Source organism: Candidatus Omnitrophota bacterium (assembly GCA_028693815.1).
In the GTDB taxonomy this organism is placed as follows: Bacteria; Omnitrophota; Gorgyraeia; order Zapsychrales; family Aceulaceae; genus Aceula.
In genome coordinates this window covers 14,586-31,255 of sequence record JAQUUP010000024.1, presented here as the reverse complement: position 1 = coordinate 31,255, position 16,670 = coordinate 14,586, and the positions used below count along the sequence as shown (strand labels likewise).

Below are 16,670 nucleotides of genomic sequence, written 5' to 3'. Positions count from 1 at the left end.
AGCGTTTTGCCCAAGCAGTTGTTCTCTCAACCGCTTTTTTAGCTTCCTTTTCCCCACATGGATACGGAGCACATTCATCTAAAGGCATCATCATGTCTGACCCTAAAATACCCTGAATAGAAACAATATCTTCAGGAGTCAAGAAATGAGTTGATCCATCTAAATGTGATTGAAATTTTACACCTTGATCTGTTATTTTCCGAAATTGTGAAAGACTAAAAACTTGATACCCTCCGCTATCTGTTAAAATAGGCTTATCCCAGCTCATAAATCCATGAAGTCCGCCCGCATTCTTTATAATATCCATCCCTGGACGTAAAAATAAATGATATGTATTTGACAATATAATTTGAGAACCAATGCTTACCAAATCTTCATTCGACAAAGATTTCACTGTTGCATTCGTTCCGACAGGCATAAAAAATGGAGTCTGAATTTCTCCATGCCCTGTTTTAAGCGTTGCTCGCCTTGCCCTTGTATTCTTATCTTGGTGGTGTATTGTAAACATAAATGAGCGCCTGACTTACGCGACTAAAAAAGCACTAAGTCAGCCTTTACGATTTTACCCCACACACAAAGTGTGCTGGGGTTGTTGATCCTTTAACCCTAAACTATTAACATACAGTCGCCATAGCTATAAAACCGATACTTCTCTTTAATCGCCTCATGATATGCGTGCATAATTAAATCACGCGTTGCAAATCCACAAACAAGCATTAAAAGAGTACTTTTAGGAAGATGAAAATTTGTCAAAAGCGCATCAACAACGCGAAACTGGAATCCCGGATAAATAAAAAGATCTGAAGCTCCTTTAAATTTTCCTTTTTTTGCGACTGTTTCAAGTACACGACAACTCGTTGTCCCAACCGCAACAACCTTTTTATTGTGTTTCTTAGATCTTAAAATAGAGTCCCAAGTTCCTTTCGAAACCAAAAAATCTTCTTTATGCATTTTATGCGAAACAACATCATCTTCCTCTATAGGTCGAAATGTACCATAATTAACATGCAGCGTTACTCTCTTAATCGAATGACCTGACTCTTTCAACCCATTTAAAAGTCTATCGGTAAAATGCAATCCTGCCGTCGGAGCGGCAACCGATCCTTGTCTCTTCGCATAAACTGTTTGATAATTTATTTGATCGGATTTTTCATCGGACCTTTTAATGTATGGCGGCAAAGGAATATGGCCTATCTTCTTTAAATACGGCATAACCTCTTTTCGATTAAATCGAACAATCATCTTTTCTCGATCAACAAGTTTAGCCCAAAGCGTTGTGCCATCGAAAAGAATCTTTTCATTATCTTTAATCTTACGCAAAGGACGCATCAACGTTTCATAACAATATCCATCTGAAAGCTTCTTTAGAAGAAACACCTCAACTTCACGTCCTCCAAATTCTTTTCTACCAAAGAGTCGTGCAGGAACAACCTTGCTGTCGTTTAAAACCAACATGCTTTTCTTAGGTAAATAACAATTTAAATTAAAAAAATGATCATGGGTGATTTTAGAGGTTGCACGATTCACAATCATCAGTTTAGCTTCATCGCGCTTTTTAAGCGGATATTGCGCAATCAACTTTTCAGAAAGATCGTAATCAAAATCACTCAAGCGCATAAATTATTTATACTCAACAATATTGGAACCAGGATAATAATAATGAAGAATTTCATCAAACTGATAGAAATTACGAGCCATAAAATTTGCGCCCCACTGGCAAAGCCCGACACCATGACCCCATCCTTTTCCGATAAAGTTAACATAGTATCCCTGCATATCTATAATATAATTATTACTTTTAATTAAGTTTGGTCCAACAATTTGACGAAAATCTTTCCCGGAGATAATAACTTCTTTATTATCACGCGTGATAATCTTTAGCTTATTGATACGCCCACTCTGGTTTCGATCAACAACTTGAATCTCCTGAATAAGCCATAAATTATATCCATTTAAATTAAGCTTATCCTGAATATCTTTAAGCTGAATATTTTTCTTCCAAAAATAATGAGGCGATTTCCTACAAAATTTGCAAGTCACCCCTCTCAACGGAACAATATCATGATCCCATAATTCTTTGACGTTTTCTGTCTTGCCTGCGCATGTTGCATGATAATATGCTGGTAGAACTTCGCCATCATATCTTAAAATCAATCCTTTTGTGCGATCAACAGCTAAATTTGTTCGATATCGCTCTGCGCTCTTCCCGCCATAAACCTGAGAATAAATATCACTTCTAAGGTCATAGATCTGTTTTTTATTTCTTTCTTTTATATAAACAGCATAAGTTCTTGCAGCCACAGCCTGTGCCTTAATCGCCTCTAGAGGCCAACGATCAGAAATTTCTCGATACAAAACACCTTTAATATATTTTTCTAAACTAATAACATTAACAACAGTTAAAAGGTCATCGTTGTTTCGCACAATATCAACACGACCTCTAAAGCGCAATCCATCAATATAAATGCTCGCATCGTAATAGGGCGTAATCCGCAAATAACGAGAATCATAATAATCATTCCCAATCTGAATTCCGGCATCTTTCACAAAAACAATTGATGGGTGAAAAGATTGATCCTGCCTTAAAACTAAATTCTTAGAAAAATCAAAAATGCTGAAAGGCCCTTTGACGTTCAGGGAGAATTCTTTTGCCTGTTCTAAGACAGCCACACGGACAATCTGATTTGGAACCAAATCATCTAAAATCAGCTGACTGCGAATGCTGCACCCTAAGCACAGAGATACAATAAAAAAGAGTGTGAGAAATTTTTTTATCATCTGAGATGAAATACTAAAATAATTGTTTTTGGTCGCTTCTCTGAGAGGAAAAAGACCCTAAATGCTTAAACGCCTTTTCGGTAAGCTCGCGCCCTCTTTGTGTTCGCTTTAAAAATCCTTTTTTAAGCAAAAACGGCTCAACCACATCAACAATCGTATCAACTTCTTCATTTAAAGTTGCCGCAATTGCCTCGACGCCTGCTGGCCCTCCACTGTAGTGTGCTGAAATAACATTTAAGAGGTTTCGATCTTTGTCATCTAGCCCTTCTTGATCAATGCCTAATGTTGCCATCGCCTTTTGAACAATATCAAGATTAATCCGTCCTGAATCTGTTTTAACTTGTGCATAATCACGAACTCGGCGTAAAAGCCGATTGGCGATACGAGGAGTTCCACGGGATCGCCTTGCAATTTCTAAAGAAGCATTCAAATCAATTTGAAGACTTAACTTCTTTGCTGAATTAATTATGATTTGAGATAAATCGTCTATTGCATAAAAGTCCAAATGATGAAATATACCAAATCGATCTCGCAAAGGTGATGCCAAAAGCCCACTACGTGTCGTTGCGCCAATAAGCGTAAATGGTTTAAGATTAAACTTGATCGTCTTAGCATACGGCCCTTTATCAACAATAAAATCAATCTGAAAATTCTCCATTGCCGGATACAAAAATTCTTCAACCGCTTTTGAAAGACGATGAATTTCATCAATAAAAAGGATATCCCCTTCTTCAAGATTTGTCAAAATTCCAATAAAATCACCGGCGCGATCAATGGCAGGGCCAGACGTTACAGTAATCCGTGAATTCATTTCATGGGCAATAATATACGAAAGAGATGTTTTGCCTAATCCTGGAGGCCCAGAAAAAAGCATATGCTCAACAGGTTCTGCTCTTTGCCTTGCTGCTTGAATCGAAACACGAAGGCTTTCGACTAAATCTTTCTGCCCAACAAAATCATCAAGCTTCGAAGGCCTAAGAGATAAACTAACAACAGCATCCTCTTCTGTCTCACTATTAAGAACTAATTTTCTTCGTTCATCTGACATGAATCTTCCTGACTTTGATTTTCTTGCAAATCTTGAACACTTTCTTGCGGCTCAACCTCTTGCTCTTCATGTTGATCCCCATTCTCATCGGATGGAGCTAAATTTTCCCGATTGCGCATAACCTCAATCTCACCAAAAATACCTTTTTGCATTGCAACCACTTCTCTTAAACGGATCAGCTCTAAAATAGCCATAAATGTAACAATGATCTCATCTTTGCTTCTCGCCTTGCCAAATAAATCATTTAAGAAAATATTTGTTTTATCTAAAAACAAATGGAGAATATCATGGATCTTTTGCTCGACGGTAAACTCTTCTTTGATGACTTCATAAAAAACATTCTTAGGAATACCTTTAAGAGCATTAGAAAATGCGGAAATCAAATCAAATAAATTAGCTTCAAAATAAATCTCAGTCGCATCCTCTTTAAGCTCTTTAACTTTCTCTTCATCCACAGTACGAGGAAAAAAATCTTGGCGTACCAACGCTTTTTGATTCAACGTCTCAGCTGCTTCCTTAAATTTCTTATATTCGAGTAAACGACGTACAAGCTCATCACGAGGATCTTCTTGCTCTGCCTGCTCCTCGACTGGATCAGGAGGAAGAAGCATCTTAGATTTAATCTGCATTAAGGTTGCTGCCATAACGAGAAAATCGCCAACCACATCTAAATCTAAAAGCTGCATCATATCAAGATACCCTAAATACTGATCAGCTATTTGAGCAATTGGAATATCATAAATATTGAGCTCATCTTTCTTGATCAAATAAAGCAAAAGATCAAGAGGGCCTTCAAAAACTTCTAATTTTATACGATAACTCATAATTTTCCAAAAACCTTATCTTTAACTTCAGCAATTGTTTTCTGAGCGATCACTCTCGCATTCTTAGCACCCTCGCATAAAATATCTCGAACCCTGTCTTTATCTTTCAAAAAGATAGCTCTCTTCTCTTGAATAGGCGCAAGTACTTTAAGAATCTCTTGGGATAAAATCTTTTTGCATTCTGTGCATCCTTTTTCTGCTTTTGTGCACCAAGCACATACATCTTGTCTTTTGTCTGGAGAAAAAACAGAATAATAACTAAAAACATTACAAACGTCTGGATGTCCCGGATCATTTAACCGAAGACGTTTCGGATCTGTAAACATTGTGTTTACTTTCTTTTCAACAACTTCTTTAGAGTCTGAAAGATTAATTGTATTGTCATAACTTTTACTCATCTTTCGGCCATCAAGACCCAGCAATCGTGGCGTTTTTGTCAAAATAGCTTTACAATCCTCAAAAATATCTGATTTATAAAGATAATTAAATCGACGAGAAATTTCTCTTGTTAACTCAATGTGCGGCAACTGATCTTCTCCGATCGGAACAGCTTGCGCTTTATAAAGCAAAATATCAGCCGCTTGCAAAACCGGATACCCTAAAAAAGCATACGTATGAAGATCTCGTGTTTTAATCTCACGCAATTGCTCTTTATATGTTGGATTTCGCTCAAGCCAACCCAAAGGAGTAAAGCAAGAAAAAAACATATAAAGCTCAAGATGCTCAGGAACGTCCGACTGAACAAAAATTGTTGATTCCTTAGGATCAATTCCACAAGACAGCCAATCAATCGCCATATCCAAAATATTATCCTTAATTGATTCACTGTTCTCGTACTCACCCATCAATGCATGCCAATCAACAATGCCGAAAATACATTTATATTCTCTTTGTAACTCAGTCCAATTTTGCAATGCTCCAACTAAATGTCCCAAATGAAGCTTTCCAGTTGGACGCATCCCACTAAAAATTGTTTTTTTATTCATAAAAATCCTTTAAAAACTATTTTTACAATTCTCTTTGAATCGTTTCTAATTCAAAGGCCTCGATGATATCACCTGCCTGCACTTGATCAAAACCTTTAATTGTAACACCGCATTCAAATCCCTCACGAACTTCACGAACATCATCCTTAAAGCGCTTCAAAGAATCAATTTCGCCAGAAAAAACTTCTTCTCCGTTGCGTAATATAATAATCTTTGCTTTACGAGTAACTTTTCCCTTCTGAACAAAGCTACCGGCAACGATACCCGACTTGCTTAGTTTGAAAACTTGTCTAATTTCAACGCGCCCTAAAAAGATTTTCTTAATCTTTGGCTCAAGAAGCCCAGACAATGCTTTTTTAATATCGTCAACCGCATCATAAATAATACGATACTGCCTAAGATCAACATTTTGCTTTTCAATCTCTTCCTTTGCCTTGGAATCAGTATCAACATGAAATCCAACAATAATGGCATTCGAAGCGCCAGCTAAAATAACATCCGCCGCGTTAATATTTCCGGTTCCAGTATGAATAAACTTAATCTGAACTTCATCATTAGCAAGCTTTCCCAAAGAATCTTTTAAAGCCTCTAAAGATCCCTGAACATCAGCCTTCATAACAATATTAAGCTCCCTAATTTTCCCTTGCTGAATTTGCGAATACAAATCTTCCAAAGTAATTTTCTGAGATGCCTGAAGTTTTTTGTTTTTTATATCTGTTGTTCGTCTTAATGCAATTTCCTTAGCTGTCTTTTCATCTGGAACAACATGAAATACTTCGCCTGCTTCAGGAATACCAGAAAGACCTAAAATCTCTACAGGCGTTGCAGGAGGAGCTTCGTTAATTGGACGATCATGGTCATCAAACATAGCCTTAATTCTTCCAAAATATGGACCAGCAACCGCAATATCTCCATCCCGTAAAGTTCCTGCTTGAACAATAATCGAAGCCATGGCTCCTTTACCATGGCTCAAATGAGCTTCAACAACAATACCAGACGCAGAACGGTCTGGGTTAGCTTTTAACTCCAACATTTCTGCTTCCAAGATAATCATCTCTAATAAATCATTAACGCCATCTCCGGTTTCAGCAGAAACACCAACCACAACTGTTTTCCCTCCCCAATCCTCTGGAGACAAATCTCTATCAGAAAGCTGTTTTTTAACCTTATCAATATCAGCATTACGCTTATCCATTTTGTTAACCGCAACAACAATAGGAACGCCTGCAGCGCGCGCATGATCAATAGCCTCTTCAGTCTGAGGCATAACACCTTCATCAGCAGCAACAACCAAAATAACTAAATCTGTAATATGCGCACCACGTGCACGCATTGAAGTAAACGCAGCATGCCCAGGAGTATCTAAAAATGTAATCGATCCCTTTGGCGTTTTAACAGAATAAGCCGCCATATGCTGCGTAATACCGCCATGCTCTTTATCGGTAATGTTACTTTTTCTAATTCGATCAAGAAGAGATGTTTTCCCATGATCAACGTGACCCATAAAAGTAATAACTGGAGGTCTGGCTTTAAGCAATTCTGGCTTATCTTCTTCATGTAATATAAGGAGCTGTTCTTCCTGAGTTTTTTCTTTAATATAAGAAAAATTTAGATCTGTCAAAATCTTGTTAACACCTTCTTCGTCTAAAACTTGATTAATCGTCGCAAAAACTCCCTTTTGCATTAAAACCTTAAGAACAACACTCGGTTTTTGTTGTAATTTAACAGCCAAATCTTTAATACTAATTGGAAAATCAATCTCAATATTCTTTTTAGGACCTTGCGACGGATCTGGAACATCGGCAACTTTTGCCTGCTGCGAATGACGAGCAGAAGAACGGTAACCGTGTCTTTTTCTAAAATTCTTTTGATAAACAAACTTCTTTTGCTCAATAGGTTGTAAAACTTTTTCAATAGGTTTTTCAACTAGTTTTGGTGCAGATTGTTTTACTTGAGGTTCTTCTTTGGCTGGCAAAGATTCTTTTTTTGTTTCAACTTTCTTTTTCTCTAAAACAACTTTCTTCTTTTTTTGATCAATCGCCTTAACAGAGGCTGGTTCTTTTGTCTTTGCAGTCACTTTAGGCTTTGCCTTAGCTGAAACATTCTTTACGTTCTCAGAAACTACTTTCTTTGCAGTTGGCTTTGCTTGATTCTTAACAACTTTTTTAACTACTACCTTTTTCGCTGTTTTCTTTGCCTCTTTTGTCCTTGCACCAGAAACTATCTTTTTCTTAAGAGTTGCTTTGACTACTTTATCCTTACCAGACTTAGCAACCTCTTTCTTTGCAGATGTCTTCGCTTCAACAACAAGCTTTCTTTCTTCTTTTGGCTTCAGCACAATCTTCTTTCCATTTTTTTCAAGGGATCGTTTGACAACAGCCAAGGCAGCCTCGCTAAGCTCTTGCTTTCCGTCTTTTGCCTTTAATTTTAAAGATTTTAATTCACCCAAAATATCTTGAGCTGACAGGCCATATTCTTTCGCTAGTTCTGATACACGCATAATAATTGACCACTATCCTTTTTTCTTTTTTTGTTTAGTAAATTTCTTTGCTTCCTTAATCATATTTTCTGCCTTAACTTTCCCAAGCCCTTTAATCTGCGAAAGCTCCTCAGCAGAACTTTCCGCAATTTGCTTTAAAGTTAAAAAACCTTTTTCATTAAGTGCAACAATAGCCTTATCCCCAACACCGGTTAAATCGGCAATAGAAAGACCTTGATCTTGAACAATCGACTCTGTTGCCTTTTGCGGTAACTTTGTCGAATGCTCTTTCCATTGCTCCTCAGAAAAAACCTCTAGCTGCCAACCAAGAAGCTGTCCGGCAAGACGAATATTCTGTCCATGCCTTCCTATCGCTATTGAAAGCTGATCATCCGGAACAACAACATCGGCTCTCTTTCCTTCCGCATTTAAATACATCTCTAAAATTTCAGCGGGAGAAAGAGCCGCCTGAATATACATTCGACTATCTTCTGCATACCGAACAATGTCAATTTTTTCGCCATGCAATTCAGTAACAACACTCTTGACGCGAGATCCTCTCATCCCAACACAGGCGCCAACACAATCCACTTTTTCCTCTTTTGAATAAACAGCAATTTTAGTCCGCTCTCCAGCGTCACGCGCAATAGCCTTAACCTCAACAATTCCGTCATAAATCTCAGGAACTTCTATCTCAAAAAGCCGTTTAACAAAATTTGGATGTGAGCGAGACAAGACAATCTGTGGACCTTTACTTTCTCGACGAACATCCAACACATAGGCACGAACGCGATCCCCTTGTTTAAACTCTTCTTTACTTGATTGCTCGCTTTTTGGAATAAATCCTTCTGTTTTAGCTAAGTCAACAATAATATTTCCTTTATCAATACGATATACGCTTCCATTGACAATCTGACCAATACGCGCATAGTATTCATTGTAAATAACATCTTTTTCTGCCTCTCGAATCTTCTGAATAACAACTTGCTTTGCTGTCTGGGCAGCAATACGTCCGAAATCTTTAGATTTGATCTCTTCGCCATCAGCATACGCCATTAGCTTTCCTGTTTTTCGGTCCAAAACAACCTGAATCTCTTTTTCTTTATCAATCGTCCAAATTTTGCGAGCAGCCGATGTAACCGCAGTCTCAACCGCCTCGATCAAAATCTCTTTATTAATTCCTTTGTCCCGTTCAATCTGATCTAAAATAACCAATAATTCACTATCCATAAAAATATCCCTTCTTTCAAATAATTTGCTTTGCTTTAATAATCGTTTTAAATGGCAACACAACCTCGTTTTTATCACAAACGATACAAATTGTATCTGCCCCAACTGATTTCATGACTCCCTGATGCTCTATCTTTCCACCAACAGATTCCTCTAAATAAACAATAATTTCTCGGCCCTCCATGCGCAAAAAATCTTTTTTAGTCTGAATATCACGATCTGCTCCCGGCGATGCAACTTCAAAAAAACAATCATCCGTTATCAAATTTTCGTTTTCTAAGATTTCTCGAATCTTCCTATTAAGACTGACACACTCATCAACAATGATCCCACCTTTTGGCTTATCTGTTAAAACCTGAACCATAAAACTATTATTCTTTTTACTCATATTAAGCTCAATTAAATCGAAACCTTCAGATTTTAGAACTTGCTCAACAATTTGCTCTACTTTTTCTTTTATAAGATTCACAATAATCCTCTTCTAATTTTTATCTAACCATTTCTTGAATTTTGGACAAAACAGCATCTCGATCAATTTCGAACGCTTCGCCTGTTTGTCTATTCTTAATCTCAACTTTATTATCGGCCAATGTTCGCTTTCCGATAACAACCTTAATTAGAATTCCAATCAAATCAGAATCCTTAAACTTTCGTCCCGGACTCTCATCACGATCATCTATCAAAGCATCAATGCCTAATTTCTCAAATGCCTCGTAATATTGTTCCGCCGCGTCCATAACATCTTTATCCGCTGTCTGAAGTGGCAAAATTTCTACATCAAAAGGAGCCACCTCTTTAGGCCACAGGATTCCAGCATCATCATTATTTTTCTCAATAATCGTTGCAATCAAACGACTCACCCCTATTCCATAACAACCCATAATGACCGTTTGTTTCTTGCCTTTATCATCGACAAAAGAAACATCTAATGCTTTGCTATATTTTGTCCCAAGCTGAAAAATATGCCCAATCTCGATAGCAGGTGTCTTCTTGAGTTTTTCTTTTTTACATTTTGGACAAACCATTTTTTCATCTGCTTCATTAACACCCAAAGCATTACCACAAGCCGAACAGCAAAAAACTTGATCTTCCCCAATCTCTGCAGGAATCATAAACTCGTGTGAAACATCTCCCCCCATAGCACCTGAATCTGCAGCAACAATCACAACATCAAGCCCGCAACGTGCAAATATCTTTTGATATGCATCATACATTAAATTATAATTCTTTTGCAAACCCTCCATATCTCGATCAAAGCTATAGGCATCTTTCATAATAAATTCACATGCCCGAACAATTCCAAATCTTGGTCTCATCTCATCTCTAAACTTTGTCTGAATCTGGTAAAGAACAACGGGAAGCTGCCTATAGGACTGAATGTGGTTCTTAACCAAATCTGTAATAACCTCTTCGTGTGTCGGCCCTAAACACATCGCGCGCCCTTTTTTGTCTTCAAACTTGATCATAACATCTTTTAAAGTTTCGTCTCGTCCGGTTTTCTTCCATAAATCCATTGGCTGAAGACAAGAAAGAAAAAGCTCGCATGCACCAATCCTATTCATCTCTTCATTAATAATTTTTTCAATTCGTCTTAAAACTCTTAAGCCCAAAGGCAAATAACAATAAACACCTGAGGTGAGCATCTGCACGAGACCTGCGCGCAGCAAAAGTTGATGGCTGATCGCTTCTGTCCCTATCGGAGTTTCCTTTAATGTCGGTATAAAAAATTTTGACCAACGCATTCTAAGTTCCTTTATTCAAAAAAGTTTTGTGTTAATTTAATATTACGTTTAACAAATTTGCTATAAAACGACGGTTTACGCTTCTTCACAAACCAATTGCCAAGCACTTTCCCGTCATCAGTAACCTTTTCTTGTTTATAATAAAAAATATTCTCAAATAAAACTTCGTCTGATTCCTTGCCATACTGCAAATCTGTAATATGTGTTATTCGTCTTTTCCCGTCAATAAAAAGCTCTGTATGAACAATTAAATCAATCGCACTAACAATTTGACGTCGAATTTCATCAACGCTTAAATGAATACCGCTCATCAAAAGCATTGTCACAAGTCGATTATAACAATCTCGAGGAGAATCACCATGAACAATCGCAAGCGAACCCGAATGACCACTGCTAATCGATTGAATCAAATCCAAAGCCTCTGACCCACGGACCTCACCAATAATGATTCTATCAGGTCTCATGCGAAGGGAATTAACGAATAGATCTCGAATACTCACAGCCCCTTTTCCCTCAATATTTGATGATTTTGCTTGAAGACGAACAACGTGTTGCTGCTTAAGTCCAAGCTCTGCCGTATCTTCAATTGTGATAATACGCTCTTGCTCTGGAATATATTTTGAGAGCACGTTAAGCGCAGTTGTCTTTCCTGTTCCAGTCGCTCCAGAAAAAATAATATTAAGCTTTGCCTTAATTGCGCCAACTAAAAATTCCCCCATCTCAGGGCTTAGCGTACCTAATTTTAAAAGGTCATCTAAAGTCTCGATTTGAGAAGAAAATTTTCGAATCGTCAAAACTGGACCAACTAAAGAAACAGGAGGCAAAATAATATTAACCCTTGACCCATCAGGAAACGAAAAATCAACATATGGCGAAGACTCATCAACACGTCTTCCAGAGCTTGATGCCGATAAAATTTTCTGAATTGTATGCATCAATTCTTTTGTATCAGAAAACTTAACATCACTAAGCTCAATCTTTCCATTTCTTTGAAGATAAATCGCACTTGGCCCGTTAATCATAATTTCCGTGATAGTATCATCTTCCATCAAAGGACGTAATGGTCCAAGACTAATAACAGAGCTCACCATCTCACGAATCAAAATTCCCTTTTCTTCATCCATAAGTACAATTTCATTTTGAGCACAAACAAAATCAATCGCATTCTTTGTCTGTATTCGCAGCTGATCTTCATCCAATTTATCTTTAACAGATAAAAAATCTGTTTTTGTGATTAAGTGCTGCTGAACAAGATTTCTAATTCTATCGAGATTCATTGCGTCTCCTTGAAGATTTAAATTCTTTTAAAATCCTAAATAATGCCAAAACTGAACAATCTTATCAAATATTCCATAACGAACAAAATCTGTATAAAAAACAAATACAGCCAAGCAAATAATAAGGCTAAATCCAATACGATTGATAATCTCATCAACCCTTCGAGATAACGGCTTTCCTTTTATTTTTTCAATTCCGAATAAAAGCAGATGCCCTCCATCTAAAACAGGAAATGGCAATAAATTAAAAATAGCCAAACTTGCTGATATCACTGCCATAATATACATGACATAAGAAAAGCCCATGCTCGCTGCTTTTTTAATAATATAAAATATTCCAATAGGGCCAGTCACAGCATCTTTAGCAGACATCGCTCCAGTAACCATCAAATAAAGAGCTTTATAAGTCGTAAATGTAATATCTTTTAGTTTTTCTGCAGCCTTTGCAATTGATTCAACAACACCATAACGCAACAAAACAATCTCTTCTTTTGATCTGATTCCAACAACGCGCGATTCAATTTTTTGACCAAAAATATTTTCTGATGCCATCGAAATAGGAGCTAGGGAAATATTCTTTTTTTTGTTTCCTCTCATTACAAGCACATCAAGCTCTGCACCCTTAGAATTTGAAATGTATTTCTGAACATCTTCCCAGCTATTCATTTGATTCGAATCAATTGATAAAATTTTATCATTAACAGCAAAACCTGCTTGCATCGCAGGATAATCATCAACTAACTCTCCTATTTGTGTTGTCACCGCAGGATACCCAGCAAAAAATACAATACAAAAACATAGAAAAGCAAAAATATAATTAACAACCGGCCCTGCAATAACAACCAGCGATCTTAATCCGACGGCCTTAGAATAAAATTCCTCTTTCTCACCTTTACATTCTTCTCGTTCATCACCTGCCATTTTAACATAACCGCCTAAAGGAATCAGGCAGACCAAAAACTCTGTATCCCTTAATATTTTTCCAAAGATCTTTGGACCAAAACCAATCGCAAAACGCTCGACTTTAATTCCTAAAGATTTCGCTACAATAAAGTGCCCCATTTCATGGACAATAACCAAAATACTCAAAACAATAATAAATACTAATGTTCCCATTTCTTACCTATCAATTTCCTTTCTCGCTTGTTCACGCGCCCATCGATCTGATTCTAAAATCATTTTTAAATTAGGATTCTTTATCATTTTATGGTATCGAACAACTTTTTGAACAACTTTATATATCTGTGAAAACTTTATTTCTTGCTTTAAAAAAGCATCAACCGCCTCTTCATTCGCTGCGTTCAAAACACTTGGTAAGCTTCCAGATTTCTGAGCAACCTCATAACATAATTTTAAAGATGGAAACTTTTTAAAATCTGGTTTTTGAAACGTCAATTTCTTCTGCTTAATAAAATCTAACGAAGATAATCCTGTTTCAACCCTCTTTGGATATGTCAGTGCATACTGTATTGGAATACGCATATCTGTCACACCTAATTGTGCAATAATTGCACCATCGCAAAATTCAACCATCGAATGAATAATAGATTCCGGATGAATCAACACTTGAATCTTTTCAGCAGGCAAATTAAATAAGCGCATCGCTTCAATAATTTCTAACCCTTTATTCATCAATGTCGCAGAATCAACTGTAATCTTTTTTCCCATGCTCCAACGAGGATGAGCTAAAATTTGTTTAACCGAAATTTGATCAAACTCAAGTCGATTCACATCTTTCAAAGAACCACCTGAAGCTGTTAAGTATACCCTATTCAAATCCCTTTTGTCTCGCCCTTCCAAACACTGAAAAATCGCACTCTGTTCACTATCTACAGGAATAACCGTTGCTTTATGCTTTCTGGCCTCACTCATAATAATATCACCAGCCATCACTAATGCTTCTTTATTCGCCGGAGCAATAATTTTTCCACAACGAGCAGCTTCTAAAAAAGGTTCTAACGCCGCTCTACCCTGAATACCTAAAATAACAATATCAACATCCGGACGATTAACTAATAATGCGATTTCTGAAGCAACATCGAAAATTTTAACGCCTCGAGAATAGATTCGCTTCTTTAAATCTAAAATCTTTTCTTTCTGAAGAGCAACATATTTAGGATTAAACTTTCTAATCTGACTCTCAAGAAGAGCCACGTTATTGTGGGCACTAAGTGCAACAACAGAAAACTTCTTTGGAAAGCGCTCAACAATCTTTAAAGTACTAATTCCAATCGATCCTGTTGATCCTAATATGGCAATTTTTTTTAAACTCATGCTATATCGTATTCAGAGCTGCGCTCATATATAAATAAAAAGCCGGAGCCGAAAACAAAAGGCTGTCAATCACGTCCAAAATACCGCCTAAGCCCGGAAGCAATTTCCCAGAATCCTTCACGTTGCAATCACGCTTAATCATAGACTCAGAAAGATCTCCCAGCTGACCAATAGAGCCAAAAAATACACCAATCAAGACAATCTGCATAACTGTGTAGTTTAATGCCGCTGGCAAAAACGATTGCGCCAAAAGAGCCGCAATCCCACTAAAAGCCAAGCTTCCAATCAATCCCTCAATCGATTTATTAGGACTAACACGAGGCAAAAGCGGATATTTGCCAAATTTACTTCCAATAAACAACGCACCAATGTCCGCAGCTTTTGTGACAATAACAATAAACCCAACTAACTTCACCCCATTAGCTCCAGGAATCATAAAACGAATTTTAACCAAAAAACTGAAAAACCAAGAAACATATAAAACACCAAACAATGTTGTTGATATTCCAATAATGGCATTTTCGTTATCTTCCCGTGCAAATTGTAAAAATAAAAGTGATAGCAGCCCAATAACAATAAACAAAAGCTCCCAATTCTTTGTAAGCTCGAATCTTGTAAAAATTGAGATTGGAATAAGAACGCCGATAAAGATTCCAACATAGCTATAAATAGGAATTCCCTTTTTCTTAATTAAATAAAAGAATTCATAAAGACCGCCGACTGTCAAGAAAACAACAAGTGCAATAAAAAACCATTTATTAACAACAGCCAAAGTCGTTAATAAAATCATGACCATCGAACTTAAAACTCGCTTTAAAGACATTGTCTCTTACCTTTTCTTTGGTTTAGACGCTCCATAGCGTCGTTGACGACTCTGAAAATCACGAATTGCTTTTTGAAATTCTTTCTCTGTAAACTCAGGCCAATATTTCTTTGTAAAATAAAGCTCACTATAAGACAATTGCCAAAGAAGAAAATTGCTAATACGCATCTCTCCAGAAGTTCGAATCAATAAATCTGGGTCCGGTATATCTTTTGTATAAAGCGCATCAGATATGACTTTTTCATCAATTTCCTTAATTTTTATTTTTTCTTTTTTAACATCCATTACAATCTTGCAAACCGCATCAACCATTTCTTGCCGTGCGCCATAATTAAATGCTAAATTTAATATCATGCCCTTATTTCCTTGGGTCTTTTTTTCTGCTCCCTCTAAACTTTTTAAAACAATATCTGGAACACCTTCGCTTCGCCCCATTACCCTAAAACAAATCCCCAAACGGTGAAGCTCTTTAGCTTTCTTGTCAAGATTCGAAGCTAACATTTTCATCAACATCGAAACTTCAGCTCTCGGTCTTTTCCAATTCTCAGATGAAAAAGCAAACAACGTTAACACTTTTATTCCTATCTGATTCGATGCCGCAACGATCTCATCAACACGCTTAACTCCATTAAGATGGCCATAAGAACGTGGCATCCGCTTACTTTTTGCCCAACGCCCGTTACCATCCATAATAATTGCCACGTGCTGAGGTATTTTTGCTTTATTCATAATGCTATTACCAATTAAAATGGGGGATCATTATCCCCCATATCGATGCCGTTAGAATCATCATTCAACAAGATTACCCTATCTCATCTTATTCTCATAAATTCATTCATCGCGTTTCTGAGGTTGAATTGTCAGTAACAAGTGCATTTTTAAGCTCATTTTGCAAAACCTGATTAAATCGCATTGTTTTCTCAAGTTCCTTTTTCAAATCTGCAATCGCGCCTTTTTCTTCATTTAACAAAGCATTAAGCCGATCTAACTCTTCTTGCATTTCTACCGATTTTCCTTCTAAAACACGATTCTTACCTTTGGCTTTTTCCAACTTCTCTTCAGCAACCATACGTTGATATCGCTCTTCATTCAAATCCTCTTTGGCTGTACTAAACTTCTGACTTGATAAAATAGCAATACCCAAACATGCAATAGTCAAAATCGCAAAAACACCAAAAGTTTTTTCTTTAAAATTCTTGTTCATAAAAG

16 protein-coding genes are annotated in these 16,670 nt (G+C 36.9%); all 16 read right to left on the bottom strand.

All coding sequences use genetic code 11. The features are described 5' to 3' along the window. A partial coding sequence (locus PHY73_07325; GenBank protein MDD3375512.1) for a tRNA guanosine(34) transglycosylase Tgt occupies window positions 1–508 on the bottom strand: 508 nt, incomplete at its 3' end. Between the two features lie 98 nt (window positions 509–606). Next, window positions 607–1,617, bottom strand: a complete 1,011-nt coding sequence (queA, locus tag PHY73_07320; protein ID MDD3375511.1) for a tRNA preQ1(34) S-adenosylmethionine ribosyltransferase-isomerase QueA — start codon at window positions 1,615–1,617, stop codon at window positions 607–609. A gap of 3 nt (window positions 1,618–1,620) precedes the next feature. Next, the gene (locus PHY73_07315) at window positions 1,621–2,778 is read right to left on the bottom strand and encodes a SpoIID/LytB domain-containing protein (GenBank protein MDD3375510.1); all 1,158 of its coding nucleotides are present in this window, start codon (window positions 2,776–2,778) and stop codon (window positions 1,621–1,623) included. A gap of 13 nt (window positions 2,779–2,791) precedes the next feature. After that, window positions 2,792–3,826, bottom strand: coding sequence for a Holliday junction branch migration DNA helicase RuvB (ruvB, locus tag PHY73_07310; protein MDD3375509.1), 1,035 nt, complete (start codon window positions 3,824–3,826; stop codon window positions 2,792–2,794). After that, window positions 3,802–4,650 (bottom strand): segregation/condensation protein A, encoded by an 849-nt coding sequence (locus PHY73_07305; protein MDD3375508.1) that lies wholly within the window; start codon window positions 4,648–4,650, stop codon window positions 3,802–3,804. Before PHY73_07305 ends, ruvB begins: the two co-directional genes overlap by 25 nt. Then, window positions 4,647–5,636 (bottom strand): tryptophan--tRNA ligase, encoded by a 990-nt coding sequence (gene trpS, locus PHY73_07300; protein ID MDD3375507.1) that lies wholly within the window; start codon window positions 5,634–5,636, stop codon window positions 4,647–4,649. Before trpS ends, PHY73_07305 begins: the two co-directional genes overlap by 4 nt. A gap of 22 nt (window positions 5,637–5,658) precedes the next feature. Beyond that, on the bottom strand, window positions 5,659–8,136 hold the full coding sequence (gene infB, locus PHY73_07295; GenBank protein ID MDD3375506.1) for a translation initiation factor IF-2: 2,478 nt from the start codon (window positions 8,134–8,136) through the stop codon (window positions 5,659–5,661). Window positions 8,137–8,148: 12 nt separating this feature from the next. Next, complete coding sequence (gene nusA / locus PHY73_07290; protein MDD3375505.1) at window positions 8,149–9,345, bottom strand: transcription termination factor NusA; 1,197 nt, start codon at window positions 9,343–9,345, stop codon at window positions 8,149–8,151. 16 nt (window positions 9,346–9,361) lie between these two features. After that, window positions 9,362–9,814, bottom strand: a complete 453-nt coding sequence (locus PHY73_07285) for a hypothetical protein (GenBank protein ID MDD3375504.1) — start codon at window positions 9,812–9,814, stop codon at window positions 9,362–9,364. A gap of 19 nt (window positions 9,815–9,833) precedes the next feature. Continuing rightward, complete coding sequence (gene proS / locus PHY73_07280) at window positions 9,834–11,087, bottom strand: proline--tRNA ligase (protein MDD3375503.1); 1,254 nt, start codon at window positions 11,085–11,087, stop codon at window positions 9,834–9,836. 11 nt (window positions 11,088–11,098) lie between these two features. Continuing rightward, window positions 11,099–12,364, bottom strand: coding sequence for a CpaF family protein (locus tag PHY73_07275; protein ID MDD3375502.1), 1,266 nt, complete (start codon window positions 12,362–12,364; stop codon window positions 11,099–11,101). 27 nt (window positions 12,365–12,391) lie between these two features. Continuing rightward, window positions 12,392–13,480 carry an RIP metalloprotease RseP gene (gene rseP / locus PHY73_07270; protein ID MDD3375501.1) on the bottom strand — a complete coding sequence of 363 codons (1,089 nt, stop codon included), beginning with the start codon at window positions 13,478–13,480 and terminating at the stop codon, window positions 12,392–12,394. 3 nt (window positions 13,481–13,483) lie between these two features. Further along, window positions 13,484–14,638, bottom strand: coding sequence for a 1-deoxy-D-xylulose-5-phosphate reductoisomerase (locus tag PHY73_07265; GenBank protein ID MDD3375500.1), 1,155 nt, complete (start codon window positions 14,636–14,638; stop codon window positions 13,484–13,486). Between the two features lies 1 nt (window position 14,639). Further along, window positions 14,640–15,461 carry a phosphatidate cytidylyltransferase gene (locus PHY73_07260; GenBank protein ID MDD3375499.1) on the bottom strand — a complete coding sequence of 274 codons (822 nt, stop codon included), beginning with the start codon at window positions 15,459–15,461 and terminating at the stop codon, window positions 14,640–14,642. Window positions 15,462–15,467: 6 nt separating this feature from the next. After that, window positions 15,468–16,190, bottom strand: coding sequence for an isoprenyl transferase (locus tag PHY73_07255; GenBank protein MDD3375498.1), 723 nt, complete (start codon window positions 16,188–16,190; stop codon window positions 15,468–15,470). Window positions 16,191–16,296: 106 nt separating this feature from the next. After that, entirely contained in the window at window positions 16,297–16,665 is a 369-nt protein-coding gene (locus tag PHY73_07250) for a hypothetical protein (protein MDD3375497.1), read from the bottom strand. Between the last annotated feature and the right edge of the window lie 5 nt (window positions 16,666–16,670).

Excerpts from the sequence above, each read along its gene's own strand:
- PHY73_07260 (MDD3375499.1), bottom strand. The coding sequence starts at position 15,461 with ATGTCTTTAAAGCGAGTTTTAAGTTCGATGGTCATGATTTTATTAACG.
- PHY73_07315 (MDD3375510.1), bottom strand. The coding sequence starts at position 2,778 with ATGATAAAAAAATTTCTCACACTCTTTTTTATTGTATCTCTGTGCTTA.
- PHY73_07255 (MDD3375498.1), bottom strand. The coding sequence starts at position 16,190 with ATGAATAAAGCAAAAATACCTCAGCACGTGGCAATTATTATGGATGGT.
- PHY73_07305 (MDD3375508.1), bottom strand. The coding sequence starts at position 4,650 with ATGAGTTATCGTATAAAATTAGAAGTTTTTGAAGGCCCTCTTGATCTT.
- PHY73_07275 (MDD3375502.1), bottom strand. The coding sequence starts at position 12,364 with ATGAATCTCGATAGAATTAGAAATCTTGTTCAGCAGCACTTAATCACA.
- proS (MDD3375503.1), bottom strand. The coding sequence starts at position 11,087 with ATGCGTTGGTCAAAATTTTTTATACCGACATTAAAGGAAACTCCGATA.
- trpS (MDD3375507.1), bottom strand. The coding sequence starts at position 5,636 with ATGAATAAAAAAACAATTTTTAGTGGGATGCGTCCAACTGGAAAGCTT.
- ruvB (MDD3375509.1), bottom strand. The coding sequence starts at position 3,826 with ATGTCAGATGAACGAAGAAAATTAGTTCTTAATAGTGAGACAGAAGAG.
- nusA (MDD3375505.1), bottom strand. The coding sequence starts at position 9,345 with ATGGATAGTGAATTATTGGTTATTTTAGATCAGATTGAACGGGACAAA.
- rseP (MDD3375501.1), bottom strand. The coding sequence starts at position 13,480 with ATGGGAACATTAGTATTTATTATTGTTTTGAGTATTTTGGTTATTGTC.
- infB (MDD3375506.1), bottom strand. The coding sequence starts at position 8,136 with ATGCGTGTATCAGAACTAGCGAAAGAATATGGCCTGTCAGCTCAAGAT.
- PHY73_07250 (MDD3375497.1), bottom strand. The coding sequence starts at position 16,665 with ATGAACAAGAATTTTAAAGAAAAAACTTTTGGTGTTTTTGCGATTTTG.
- queA (MDD3375511.1), bottom strand. The coding sequence starts at position 1,617 with ATGCGCTTGAGTGATTTTGATTACGATCTTTCTGAAAAGTTGATTGCG.
- PHY73_07265 (MDD3375500.1), bottom strand. The coding sequence starts at position 14,638 with ATGAGTTTAAAAAAAATTGCCATATTAGGATCAACAGGATCGATTGGA.